Source organism: Cohnella panacarvi Gsoil 349 (assembly GCF_000515335.1).
Classification (GTDB): Bacteria; Bacillota; Bacilli; order Paenibacillales; family Paenibacillaceae; genus Cohnella; species Cohnella panacarvi.
Genome location: NZ_KI911563.1, coordinates 4,305,013 through 4,317,735 on the forward strand (window position 1 = coordinate 4,305,013; position 12,723 = coordinate 4,317,735).

Below are 12,723 nucleotides of genomic sequence, written 5' to 3' on the forward strand. Positions count from 1 at the left end.
ATGTCGAAAAGCATGCTGAAAGTGAAAACCTGCATCCTCGTCGCGTTATGCGGCATGATTGGCGTCGGCGCCTGCGGCAGTGCCGTCTACGCCGACGAGAGCGGCGGTTCCTACAATTACTCGGCAAGAGGGAATCCGGTCGCTTCGCCGTCGGCTTACCAGGCGACGACGCTCTGGACCGGCGAGAAGCTGGGCGTCGGCGCATTCAAAGAGCCCTCCGATCTTCATGTCACTTCGGATCGGCGCATCTACGTGCTGGACTCCGGCAACAATCGGATCGTCGCCATGGACGATCGGTTCAAGCCGATCGGAACGATCGATTCCTTCGACCGCGACGGGCAAGCGGATAGGTTCAACAATCCGCAAGGCTTGTTCGTGACGGATAACGGTCACGTCTACGTGGCGGATACGGGGAATAAGCGTATCGTCCATCTCGATCCGGACGGCAAGCTGGCGCAGATCGTCGATTCGCCGAAGTCCGAGTCGCTGCCGGCCGACTTCCAGTTCAAACCGGTGCGAATCGTCGTGGACAAGGCGCAGCGGATGTACGTCATGGCGACGGGCGTGTACGACGGATTCATGGAATTCAGCGCGGACGGGGCCTTTACGTCGTTCATCGGCGCCAATAAAGTGCAATTCAGTCCGGCGGAACGCTTCTGGAAGATGCTGTCGACCAAAGCGCAGAAGAGCCAGATGGTCATGTTCATTCCGACGGAATTCACGAATCTCGATATCGACGATCAAGGGTTTATTTACGCGACGAACGGCCAAGGGTACGAAGACGTGAAGAAGCTGAACGCGCGGGGCAACGATATTCTGAGAAGAGAAGGGTATTTTCCTCCGGGGGGCGATTGGTGGACCAGCTCTTACGACGGCTACCCGAGGCTCACCGACATCGACGTAACCGACAGCGATATCTACTCGCTTCTCGACGTAAAGAGAGGGCGCATCCTGACGTACAACGGCGACGGGTATTTGATGTACGTGTTCGGGGAGCTCGGCAACCAGCTTGGCGAATTCGATACGCCGTCCGCGTTCGACCGGGTCGGGGACGACTTCCTCGTACTGGATAAGGCGCTCGGGGAATTGACGGTATTCGAGACGACGGAGTACGGGCGAACGCTCAACGAAGCGGTCAGAAGCTACTACAGAGGCGACGAGGAGCAGGCGGACCGATTGTACGAGAAGGCGACCCGGATGAACGCGAACCTGGATTTCGCCTATTCGGGCATCGGCAAGGCGAAGCTGCGTCAAGGCGAATACGCGGAGGCCATGGATTACTTCGAACGAAGCTTGGATCAGAAAAATTATTCGAAGGCGTTCGTTCTGTACCGCAAGCAAGTGCTTCGCGATCACTTCACCGAGATCGCCGGCGTCTTGTTCGCGCTCGCCCTGAGCCTATACCTATGGAGAAGATACCGGAAAGCGAAAGGGGGAAAGAACATTGTCGCCGCTCAGCAGAGAGTATAAATTCCCTTTTCATCTCATCGTGCATCCCTTTAAAGGTTATTGGGATTTGAAATACGAACGAAGCTCGAAGACGAACCTGATCGTTTCCTTCGCCATCCTGATCTTGATGGTTATCACGAACGTCCTGCAAAGCCAGTACAACGGATTCGTCGTCAATCTTTCCGACCCGGACGACATGAACAGCATCATGGAAATCGTGTACGTGGTCGTGCCCGTGCTGTTCTGGTGCGTGGCGAACTGGTCGCTGACGACGCTGATGGACGGGGAAGGGCGATTCGAGGAAATTTTCGTCTCGACCTGCTACGCGCTGACTCCGATCGTCATCGTGAACTTGCCGTGGGTGCTGCTCAGTAACGTGATTTCGCTGCAAGAGGCTTCCTTTTATTATTTTTCCGGCAATCTCGCGAGCCTTTGGTTCGTATTCCTCTTGTTCGTCGGCAATATGACGGTGCATCAATTCACGCCCGTCAAGACGGTATGGACGATTCTGCTCACGATCGTAACGATGGCGTTCATGGCGTTCCTGTGCCTGTTGTTCTTTAGTCTGATTCAGCAAATCGCAAACTTCGTCTACACGATATCCCAGGAGATTTCCTTGAGAAGCTGATGAAAGGAGGCTTACCGATGAGGTTCGCCAACAAGGCGCTGATGATCGCAAGCTGCGTGGTTCTCGTACTCGTCTCCGGATGCGGCGACTCCGCGCCGAATGCTTCGACCCAAGCGAACGGCCCGGCCATCACGGCCTTTACGCCGGGCAAACCGTTGACCGCGGCGTTCTCGGATGCCCGAGCGGCGAACATGAAAGGCGTCGCCGAGAACGATCGCCTGCGTCTGTTCGTGGAAGAAGCGTCGGGCGCCATTGCCGTGCTGAATAAGCATACCGGCGCGATCTGGCACAGCAATCCTCCGGGGCGCGAGTCGGATTCCCTTGCTTCGGGGGTCAACAAAGATCTGCTGTCATCCCAGATGAAGGTGGATTTCTACAATAATCTCGGACAGCTCAGTTCGATCAATACGTATACGGACAGCGCGGCGTACAAGCAAATCCGTTTCGAACCGATCCCGGGCGGAGTGAGAGCGTCTTATCAGTTCGGGACGGCCAAAAAATCGTTCGAAGACATGCCGCCGCTGTTCAGCAAAGCCCGGTTCGAGGAATTGTCGGGCAAGTTGAACAAGACGGAGCAACGAGCGCTTAGCATCGCCTATAAGGAAGACATAGAGAAAGGAATATTCGTCCGGAACGACGCGGCGTTGCAAGGGGTTCAATTGGACCGGGCGCTTAAAGCGCTCGAGTCGGCGGATTACACGGAAGAAGATCTGCTGGAAGACGCCGCCGAGTTGAACATGGATTTGTCCAAGCCGGAGCCGCGTATTTTCCGGGCTTCGATCGAGTACCTCTTGGACGATGACAGCCTCGTGGCCAAGATTCCCGCGGACAGCATCTACTATCCCGAGGAATACCCGGTGAACATGATATCGATGTTGAGCTTCTTCGGCGCGGGAGGCGCGGATGCGGAAGGCTCGATATTCGTTCCGGACGGATCGGGAGCGCTCATTCGTTTCAATAACGGTAAAACCAAGTATCCGGCGTATCAACAGGTCGTGTACGGTTCCGACCAGACGGTCGATCGGACCGAGGACCCCTCCAGGGAGCAAGACGTGCGTCTGCCGGTATTCGGAATGGTACGGGAAGGCGAGGCGTTCCTGGGCATTATCGAGGAGGGCGCGGCCGCGGCCACGATCAACGCGGACGTCGCCGGCAGACTGAACGGCTACAACTACGTATATCCGAGCTTCTACGTCATCAATAAAGACGAGGTCACTTTGTTCGCCAACGAACAGCAGCGTTCGCTGCCGAAGTTCCAAGAGCGGCCGATGATGACGGATTACGCGGTCCGGTATGCTTTCCTGAGCGGGGAAGAGGCCTCCGTCGCGGGGATGGCGCATTATTACCAGCAGTACCTGCTGAAGCGGAACGGACTCCCGCAATCGAAGGCGAATCCGGAAGCGAAGGATGTCCCGTTCTACTTGCAGTTGGTAGGCAGCATCTCCAAGCAAAAACATTTCGCGGGCATCCCGTACGACTCGCTCGAGTCGCTGACGACGTTCGGGCAAGCGCGGGATATCGTCGCGCAGGCGCAGGAGCGCGGCATTTGCAACCTCAAGGTTAAATTCGCCGGCTGGTTCAACGAAGGGCTCGACCACGAGGTTCCGGACAGCGTGTCGGTAGATAAGGCCGTAGGCGGAAGCAAGGGATTGCAGGACTTCGTCGCATTCGCGCGCGACCGGGCGATTGCTTTCTTCCCGGACGTCGCCTTCCTGGTCGCGAACACCGGAGACAGCTTCGACGAATCCGACGATGCTTCCAGAACGCTGAGGGACGAACCGGCCATGCTGTTCCCGGTCAACTTGGCATTGAACCGGCGCGACCGAACCAAGCCGCCTTCCTACGTCGTATCGCCTCGGCTAATCGGGCGGTACGTAGACAAGATGCGGGAGAGCTTGCGCGAATATAAGGCCGGCGGCATCTCGCTGCGGGATATGGCCGATACGTTGAACAGCGACTTCCGGGAGAACAAGCTGATCGATCGGGTGCAGTCCCAAGGAATATCGGCGGACGCTCTCGGCAAGCTGCGGGACGACAAGCTGGAGATCATGGGTAACGGAGGCAACGCCTACGCGCTCCCGTATTTGTCGGATATTACGGAAGCGCCGATGTCGAATAGCCGGTTCAAGCTGGAGGACGAAGAAATTCCGTTCTATCAAATGGTCGTTCGCGGTTATATCGACTACACGGGCCAGCCGTACAATCTGTCCACCTATAACGATGTCAGACAGTACGTGCTGAGAAGCATCGAATACGGAGCGGGCGTATACTTCGACTGGATCTACGAACCGAACTACAAGGTGAACAAAACGGACTACGACAGACTGTTCGCCGTGAATTACGAATTGTGGATCGATCAAGCCGCCGAAATCTATAAAGAGGTGAACGGGGTTCTGGGACGCGTGCAAGGCCAGCGGATGATCTCGCACGAGAAGCTGGACGAAGGCGTATTCAGAACCGTCTACGAGAACGGAACCTACGTCATCGTGAACTATAACCGTTCGCCGGCGCAGGCGGACGGCATGACGATCGAGGCCGAAAGCTACGTGACGGGTGGTGAGCAACCTTGAGATTACTGGCGAAGCTCCGCTTAAGCCGGAGAACTTATGCGCAGACCAAAGCGATGTGGGGCTTTATTTACGTCTTGCCGTGGCTGATCGGCTTCATCTTCTTTTTCTTCGTGCCGTTGATCTCCTCGCTGCGGTTCAGCTTGAGCAAGGTCGAAGCCAATTCGGGCGGCATTATCGTGAATTTCATCGGTTTCAAAAATTACGCGGAAGCGTTAACGGTTCATACGAGCTTCAACCGCATCCTGACCGAATCGATCACGAACATGGTCGTCAACGTGCCGCTCATCGTCATCTTCAGCTTGTTCCTGGCGGTGCTGCTCAATCAGAAGTTCATCGGAAGGACGCTCGCGAGAGCGATCTTCTTCTTGCCGGTCATCCTTGCTTCCGGCGTCATCATGGCCCTCGACAGCACGAGCTTGGTGCAAGCGGTCAACGACAGCAACGCGGGGGGTCCCGTCGTCGGCGGGCTCAGCAGCTTCGAGCTGTCGATGATGATGGAGGACGCGGGCGTCAGCGAAAGCGTTATTAACTATTTGACGGGCGCCGTCGACCGCATCTATCAGATCGTAAGCCAGTCGGGCGTACAGATCCTTATCTTCTTGGCCGGCATTCAGACGATATCTCCGCAGCTATACGAGGCGTCCAAGATGGAAGGCGCCACCGGGTACGAAGCGTTCTGGAAAATCACGCTCCCGATGGTCAGCCCGCTTATTCTGGTGAACGTCGTCTACACGATCATCGATTCGTTCTCGAGGAACGCCATGACGGACTTGATCAAGGAAACCGGATTCACCACCTTTAATTTCGGGCTAAGCTCGGCGATGGCTTGGATTTACTTCTTGGCGGTGTCCCTGATCCTGCTTATTAGCTCGTATCTGATTTCTAGGAAGGTGTTCTACTATGATTAGAGCGAGAATGGGGTTCATCGGAGGATGGATGGTAGCCCGTTTGCTGTCATTGCAATCCTGGAAAAGAGGGCTGTGGTCGCTCTTGCGGCTCGGTCTGATCGTGGGGCTGTCGTTCGTGATCATCTATCCGATTCTTCAGAAGATCGCCACGGCCATCAAGGATAAAACCGACTTATACTCGCCGATCGTCATCTGGGTTCCCGAGCACTTTACATGGGATAATTTCAGGCAGGCGATAAGGATCATGGACTATTGGACGACGCTCGGCAACACGTTCACCTTGTCGGCGATGACGACGGTGCTGACCGCGATTTCGTGCGCGTTCGCGGGATACGGATTCGCCAGGTTGAAGTTCAAAGGAAGCAACCTGCTGTTCGCGGGCGTCATCCTGACGATTCTCGTGCCGCCGACGACGATTCTGATTCCCGTATACTTGAACCTGAAAGACTTGAATTTGCTGAATACGCAATGGCCGTTCATTCTGACGTCGCTCACGGCGAACTCGATGAAGGCGGGGCTGTATATATTCATCTTCCGCCAATTTTTCAGGGGCATTCCGAAGGAGGTCGAGGAAGCCGCTTATATCGACGGCGCGGGGGTCAGTAAGACGTTCGGGCGAATTATGCTGCCGAACGCGCTTCCCGCCATCGTGACGGTGCTGCTCTTCGCGTTCGTATGGCAGTGGAACGACAGCTTCTATACGACGACGTACTTGACGACAAGCAAAGTGATGTCGATTCAACTGTCTTCGCTGCCTTACAATCTTGGCATTATGTTGAGCGACGGCGTGTCATCAAGGGCCGATCCATTCTATCAGAGCATGGTGCTCGATACGGGCATGCTGCTCGCCATCGTGCCGCTAATTCTGATTTATATTTTCGTGCAGCGGTACTTCGTCGAAAGCGTCGAGCGGACGGGGATCGTCGGCTAATGTTATAATGGATAGCGACCGTGACTATGCATTGGAGGAACGAGCATCATGACGAAACTGAATCACACGGGCGGCATGCCTAGTCTTTGCGAAGTTTTTAACCCGCATTTCCGGGTCGGCGCGGCCGTGAATCCGATCACGTTAAACACGCAATCGGAGCTTCTGAAGCGACACTTTAACAGCCTTACGGCCGAGAACGAAATGAAATTCGTAAGCTTGCAGCCCGTCGAAGGCTTATTCAGGTTCGACGACGCCGATCGAATGGTCGATTTCGCTGCGGCGAACGGCATGGGAGTCAGGGGCCATACGCTCGTATGGCATAATCAAACGCCGATATGGATGTTCGAGAATCCGGACGGCGGCGCGGTTGACCGCGACACGCTGCTTGCGCGCATGCAGACGCATATCGAGACGGTCGTTAAGCGGTACAAGGGGATTGTCTACGCATGGGACGTCGTCAACGAAGCGGTGTCCGACAAGAGCGGGGAGCAGCTTCGGCCGTCCAAGTGGCTCGAGATCGCCGGAGAGGATTTCATTGCCAAAGCTTTCATGTACGCTCATGAGGCCGATCCGAACGCGCTGTTATTTTACAACGATTATAACGAGTCGGATCCGGAGAAAAGAGAAAAGATCTATACGCTGGTCAAGTCGTTGAAGGATAAAGGCGTGCCCATTCACGGCGTCGGGCTTCAAGCGCACTGGAATTTGAAGCGGCCGTCCGTCGATGAGATTCGCCAGGCGATCGAGCGTTATGCGAGTCTCGGGCTCAAGCTGCACATTACGGAAATGGACGTCTCCATGTTCGAATTCGAGGATCGACGCACCGACTTGAAAGAGCCGACGGAAGCGATGCTTGCCGAGCAAGCCGAACGGTACGGGCAGTTCTTCCGGCTGTTTACGGAGTATAGCGAGCATATCGATTCCGTGACCTTCTGGGGCGCGGCCGACGACTATACGTGGCTGGATCACTTCCCCGTGCGCGGCCGCAAAAACTGGCCGCTCCTATTCGACGCGAAACACGAGCCGAAGCCGTCGTTCGGGGAAGTCGTTCGCGCGGCCGAAGCTTCTCGGGAGGAATCTTGATGAACCCTCAGGCAAGTACAACGATCGTACGCAATCCGGTCGTCTGGGCGGACGTACCCGACGTTAGCGTCATCCGGGTCGGTTCGAATTACTATATGGTCAGCACGAGCATGCATTCGATGCCCGGCTGCCCGATCATGAAATCTACGGATCTCATGCATTGGAAGCTCGTGAATTACGTGTTCGACACGCTTGAAGACAACGATGCCCATAATCTGCTGGACGGCAAGGGCATCTACGGCGCCGGTTCATGGGCGGCAAGCTTGCGGGAACACGAAGGCGTCTATTACGTATGCTTCTCGAGCAACGACATGCAGCAATTTTACGTCTACCGAACGGACGATATCGAGCGCGGACGCTGGGAGCGCACCGCCATGAAAGGACTTATGCACGATCCGGCTTTGCTGTTCGACGACGGGCGCGTCTTCGTGATCCACGGCAACGGAGACATTCGCATAACGGAGCTTACGTCCGACCTTGCCGCGCGCAAGCCGGGCGGCATCGATCGCTTGTTGTTCGAGACGGAGCGAGACGGTATCGGATTGCGCTGCGAGGGCTGCCACGCCTACAAGCTTAACGGTTACTACTATTTGTTGTTCATCGATTGGCCGCGCGTCGGGCACGGCCGCCGCAGGGTGAACGTCTATCGCTCGCGGGAGCTGCTAGGCCCGTATGAGAACCGAATCGTGCTCGATGACGACATGGGCTATTACAACAACGGCGTCGCTCAAGGCGGAATCGTCGATGCGCCGACCGGCGAATGGTACGCGATATTGTTCCAAGATCACGGCGCCGTCGGACGAATTCCGTGCGTCGTCCCTGTCACTTGGGAAGAAGATTGGCCGGTTCTAGGCGTCGGAGGCAAGGTGCCGGGGACGTTCGAGGTTCCGTTGCCGGGCAGCGGAGCGAGTCCGCTCGTCATTAGCGACGAATTCGATTACGCGGAGAACAAGCTGGCGCTGAACTGGCAGTGGAACCACAACCCGGACGACCGGCATTGGTCGGTCACCGCGCGTCCCGGTTTTCTCCGGCTTACGACGGGGCACATCGCCCGCAGCGTCGAGTTCGCCCGTAATACGTTGACGCAGCGAACGGAAGGGCCTGCCTGCGTCGCCACGGCGGCGTTAGATACGACCGGCATGAAGCCGGGCGATCATGCCGGGCTAGTCGCTTTGCAAAGCCATTACGGGACCGTTGGCGTTCGGGTCGGGGACGACGGCGATCGCTACGTAACGATGCATGTCAAGGAAGACGGGAGCGACGCAGAGGCCGATCGCATTCGATTCGAAGGTTACACGATTCATTGTAGAATCGAGTTTAACTTCGCGGATAACATCGATCTTGCTCGTTTCTATTATTCGGAAGACGGCGAGACGTGGAATCCGATCGGCCGTCCGCTGCGAATGAAGTATACGTTGGATCATTTCATGGGCTACCGCATCGGTTTGTTCCATTACGCGACGAAGCAAATCGGCGGAGTCGCGGATTTCGACTATTTCCGGTATGCCATACAGAACCAGGCAATGATTTCCTCGTAAGCCGGCCGATATGCAACATCCCGCATCCCTTCTTAGACGAAAGGATGCGGGATGTTGTTCTTTACGTATCGTTATGCCCGGTTGCTAATCGCGAATCCGCCGCGGCTGAATCCGTTGCTCTGGTTCAACATCGTTCCGGATAAAGTGAAGCCGGTAATCCCATCCAACGATTGCGTAACCCGCGTTTTTAGGAATACGATATTTTCCTCCGAATTCAATTGCATTTGCCTCACTCCATAAATATTTACGACGGTCAGGTTATGAGGGAAGCCGCCGGACAAGGTCAGTCTCTGAGCTACCGGGTCAAAGTTGAAAATTTGCACCTCTTGGGTTGTCAGCACATAAACTTTGCTTCCGTCTTTCGATACAAGAACGGTCTGGGGTCTTCCGATAACCGGGGTTCTGTGCGTGACTCCGAAATAGGACGGATTGGCCGTATACAGGACGACAATCTCCTGATCGCCCCATACCGGTACGAAAGCGAACGCGCCGTCAGGAGAATACGTCACATTCATCGGCAATTGTCCGACGATCACCTCGTTGCCCGTATCGCTCAGATTTCCCGCGGCATCGATCCTATAACGTCTCGCAAGTCCCTTATCATGTCTTGCTGCCATTATGAACCCGCTGCCGTCCGGCGAAACGGCGACCGCCTGAGCGTCCGCCTGAATCGATTGAACAGCTTGATTCGCCAAAGAATAAGAAACCATCTGCCCGTTGACCGAAGAAGGTACCCCTACCACGAACCGGCTATCCGGGGTAAAACTCAGACTCAATAAAGAGATCGGGGATGGCGCGATATGTTTCAATGAAGGCGGACATGTCGTCAGATCGACGTCCAGCAAGCGACTCTCTATGAATGCGGGAAGCACTGCCCGGTTGCCGTCTTCGGAGATTACGACATTCTCCGAACCATTAGTGTCCACATCGCCGATAATACTCATTAAATCTTGATTCAAGAAGATCAGCGCTCCGAAAGTGTTCACAAGCAGCGTATTGTCGGGCAACCGGCAGCCCCCGATACCCGCGGCAAGTCCGCCGTTAGCTTCCACCCCTGGAACGATGCCGAGTGGGTTGCCTTGCAAGTCGAACGCCTCAAGCTGATTCGAGCCGGCAACGAAAAGCTTCGTCTCGTTAGCATCGAGCGTCATCTGATCTACGCCGAAATAGCTCGGAATAGCCAGATGGTGAAGGAACGTTCCGGTTTTGGTCAATTCCTGCGCGACCGGATCGAATGCGTAGATGCCCACTTCTTGGGAGGAGAGAACGTACACCTTGTCGCCGTCGGCGGACACGATGATCGTCTGGGGCTCGTCCGCCGACGCGATCCGGCTCGTCTCGCCCAGATATTGCCCGGTCGCGAGGACGATAATCTGGTTCGACTGCCGATCGGCTGCGAAAGCGAATTGCCCGTCCGGCGTATAGGCAAGGTTGACCGGAAACTCGCCCGCCGTCACTTCCTGGCCTGTATCCGTCAGCGCTCCGCCCGCGTCGATTGAATAACGTCTGACCCGCCCTTGGGGGGCACGGGAGGCGAGAATTATGTCGCTCGAGACAGGTGAGGCAGCTACGGCTTGCGCATCTGAGGCAGTAAGCTGCGCCGTGTCGGCGCCTAAGCGGTATGAAATCATGTCCTGCGGCGCCTGTTGCAGACCGTCGACGCTTATCGCGTAACGATTATCGGCGGTTATGCTGACGTCTTCGAGCGGTGTTTGAGAAGCATATTGATGGACGACCGACGGTGGATCTTGGGTCAGATCGATTTCGAATAGCCGGCCGGGCTCATAGGCGGTGGCGACCGCCGTACGGTAATCGCTGGACACCGTCACGTCGATGAGATCGCCGTCTATGCCAAGTTGATACGCGACGGCTAACGTATCCGCGTCAACGAAGCTGATTCTGCGTTGACCGCGTTCGACCGCAATAAGGTAATTTCTAGGCAGATTGGCTATCACTATCACTCTCCTACGGCGCGGAGACCGTATAGTAATCCGGCGCAAGCCGGCAGAGGAAGCTTGTCTACCCGGATTCTATAACCAGATTATGCCGCAGGAGCAGAGCTGTCCCTGGCATTCCGTCCCTAAGGAGCAAGATTGGGCGGCAACTAACCCAAGATGAAACGTTCTAGATCGGCAAGCGCGGCGTCGGTCAAAGGCGCGGAATTGTCGAAGGGAAGGACGGAATCCGCAGGGAGCGGCCATGCGATCGCGCGGGGACGAAGCGACTGCCGGAACTGCTCCCAATTGGCTAGCTTCCAAGCGTCCAGCGCGGAGGCTCGCGACCGGATGCGCGCATAGTAATCGGCTTCCGAAGATAGCTTGACGAGGATGACCTTGACGCGTACCTGGGACGTCGTAACGCCGATGCGCGCCAGCTCGTTCGACAGCCAGACCGCATCCTCCGTCTCTCGCGTGAAGGGGCCGACAATGACGGCATCCAAACCAAGCTTAAGCTGTTGCAGCGCCGCATCCATCGTAATCCGATAGCCGAGATCGCGACAGTGCTTCTTATAGAACGGAGAATCCCGATCCTCCGGATCTTCGCCGGCGAGCGTCATGATCGCTTCCGCCGCGGGGCGAAGCAGCGTGTCCATATCCAGGTAAGCGCCTCCGTGCCGTCGCAACCAAGCTTCGGCCAACGTCGTTTTGCCGGCGCCCGCAGGGCCGAGGAAGAAAATAAGTTTGCTCACAAGACAGCCTCCTAGCTAGCGATGAAGTAACCGATATTGCCAGTTTAGCATACCAACGGATGCCCGCCATCCACATGCAGAACGGTGCCGGTCACGAATCCGTTCCGGATGAGGTAAAGCACGCCTTGCGCAACGTCTTCGGCGTTTCCGACCCGTTTCGCCGGGAGCTTGTCGGCTATCGTCTCGTACAATGAATTCCGGGCCTCTTCCGCCATTCGGCTTCTAGCAGGCGTGTCGATAATGCCTGGCGATACGACATTGACGCGGATCGGAGCGAGCTCCAAGGCAAGCGTTCGGCCCAAGTTCGAGACGGCGGCGTTCACCGCGCCAAGCGCAGCCGAACCGACCATCGGCTTATATGCGACGACGCCCGAGAATAAGGTGATCGATCCGTTCCCGATCACGTTCGGGGCCCCGTGTTTGGCGGCGTAGTATTGACCCCAAAACTTGTTGTCGAACAATTGCCGGGCTTGCGCGGCGTCCGTGTCCAAGAAAGAACCGCCGGAAGTTTCCGCCGCGCTGACGACGAGATGATCGAACCGTCCGACGGTGCCGAAGAAGTCCTTCACTTGCCGTTCATCCGTCGTATCGAGCGCGTACGTCACGGCTTTCGATCCGAGTATCTCTTTAGCCTGCCGCAACTTCTGCTCCGAGCGGCTGACAACGATGACGTCCCCGCCAAGTTCGATCGTCTGCCTCGCGGTTTCCAATCCGATGCCCGAGCTTCCGCCGATGATAACGATTTTGCGATTACGCAGCATATGATTACCTCCTAATCACGATGGCCTTGAACAGCTGAATCCAACCACAACGCCATTATAGAACCGTAATTTCATTTTCGGAAGAAGTGATATATTATTCATATAGTTTCCTTTAATGAAGTAATGGGATATATTAAGCATATGGAGTCGGATTTATTATCCAGGA

Annotated in this window: 10 protein-coding genes; 7 read left to right on the top strand and 3 right to left on the bottom strand. The window is 56.0% G+C overall.

The window, feature by feature from the left end; translation table 11 throughout:
- From COHPA_RS0120540 to COHPA_RS0120570, 7 genes are read left to right on the top strand one after another with little or no spacing between them, the layout of a single operon-like run.
- Positions 1 to 1,470 (top strand): SMP-30/gluconolactonase/LRE family protein, encoded by a 1,470-nt coding sequence (locus tag COHPA_RS0120540; protein ID WP_027088028.1) that lies wholly within the window; start codon positions 1 to 3, stop codon positions 1,468 to 1,470.
- Positions 1,445 to 2,077 (top strand): Yip1 family protein, encoded by a 633-nt coding sequence (locus tag COHPA_RS0120545; RefSeq protein ID WP_027088029.1) that lies wholly within the window; start codon positions 1,445 to 1,447, stop codon positions 2,075 to 2,077. The genes COHPA_RS0120540 and COHPA_RS0120545 overlap by 26 nt, the downstream gene beginning before the upstream one ends.
- A 17-nt stretch (positions 2,078 to 2,094) precedes the next feature.
- Positions 2,095 to 4,647 carry a DUF5696 domain-containing protein gene (locus tag COHPA_RS0120550; protein ID WP_027088030.1) on the top strand — a complete coding sequence of 851 codons (2,553 nt, stop codon included), beginning with the start codon at positions 2,095 to 2,097 and terminating at the stop codon, positions 4,645 to 4,647.
- A 53-nt stretch (positions 4,648 to 4,700) separates the two neighbouring features.
- A complete protein-coding gene (locus tag COHPA_RS0120555; RefSeq protein ID WP_425393717.1) occupies positions 4,701 to 5,555 on the top strand; it encodes a carbohydrate ABC transporter permease in 855 nt (284 codons plus the stop codon).
- The gene (locus tag COHPA_RS0120560) at positions 5,548 to 6,486 is read left to right on the top strand and encodes a carbohydrate ABC transporter permease (protein ID WP_027088032.1); all 939 of its coding nucleotides are present in this window, start codon (positions 5,548 to 5,550) and stop codon (positions 6,484 to 6,486) included. Before COHPA_RS0120555 ends, COHPA_RS0120560 begins: the two co-directional genes overlap by 8 nt.
- A 48-nt stretch (positions 6,487 to 6,534) precedes the next feature.
- Positions 6,535 to 7,569 carry an endo-1,4-beta-xylanase gene (locus COHPA_RS0120565; protein ID WP_027088033.1) on the top strand — a complete coding sequence of 345 codons (1,035 nt, stop codon included), beginning with the start codon at positions 6,535 to 6,537 and terminating at the stop codon, positions 7,567 to 7,569.
- Entirely contained in the window at positions 7,569 to 9,107 is a 1,539-nt protein-coding gene (locus tag COHPA_RS0120570) for a glycoside hydrolase family 43 protein (protein WP_027088034.1), read from the top strand. Before COHPA_RS0120565 ends, COHPA_RS0120570 begins: the two co-directional genes overlap by 1 nt.
- Positions 9,108 to 9,178: 71 nt before the next feature.
- Here the strand turns inward: COHPA_RS0120570 and COHPA_RS0120575 are convergent, their stop codons facing one another.
- The 3 genes from COHPA_RS0120575 to COHPA_RS0120585 form a co-directional block, all read right to left on the bottom strand.
- Positions 9,179 to 11,062, bottom strand: coding sequence for a YncE family protein (locus COHPA_RS0120575; protein ID WP_027088035.1), 1,884 nt, complete (start codon positions 11,060 to 11,062; stop codon positions 9,179 to 9,181).
- A 149-nt stretch (positions 11,063 to 11,211) separates the two neighbouring features.
- Positions 11,212 to 11,796: a P-loop nucleotide/nucleoside kinase family protein gene (locus COHPA_RS0120580; RefSeq protein WP_027088036.1), complete on the bottom strand. Its 585-nt coding sequence runs from the start codon at positions 11,794 to 11,796 to the stop codon at positions 11,212 to 11,214.
- A 44-nt stretch (positions 11,797 to 11,840) separates the two neighbouring features.
- Positions 11,841 to 12,557 carry an SDR family oxidoreductase gene (locus COHPA_RS0120585; RefSeq protein ID WP_027088037.1) on the bottom strand — a complete coding sequence of 239 codons (717 nt, stop codon included), beginning with the start codon at positions 12,555 to 12,557 and terminating at the stop codon, positions 11,841 to 11,843.
- Positions 12,558 to 12,723: the final 166 nt, after the last annotated feature.

Coding starts and splice junctions, on each gene's coding strand:
- COHPA_RS0120540 (WP_027088028.1), top strand. CDS start 1: ATGTCGAAAAGCATGCTGAAAGTGAAAACCTGCATCCTCGTCGCGTTA.
- COHPA_RS0120550 (WP_027088030.1), top strand. CDS start 2,095: ATGAGGTTCGCCAACAAGGCGCTGATGATCGCAAGCTGCGTGGTTCTC.
- COHPA_RS0120555 (WP_425393717.1), top strand. CDS start 4,701: ATGTGGGGCTTTATTTACGTCTTGCCGTGGCTGATCGGCTTCATCTTC.
- COHPA_RS0120560 (WP_027088032.1), top strand. CDS start 5,548: ATGATTAGAGCGAGAATGGGGTTCATCGGAGGATGGATGGTAGCCCGT.
- COHPA_RS0120565 (WP_027088033.1), top strand. CDS start 6,535: ATGACGAAACTGAATCACACGGGCGGCATGCCTAGTCTTTGCGAAGTT.
- COHPA_RS0120570 (WP_027088034.1), top strand. CDS start 7,569: ATGAACCCTCAGGCAAGTACAACGATCGTACGCAATCCGGTCGTCTGG.
- COHPA_RS0120585 (WP_027088037.1), bottom strand. CDS start 12,557: ATGCTGCGTAATCGCAAAATCGTTATCATCGGCGGAAGCTCGGGCATC.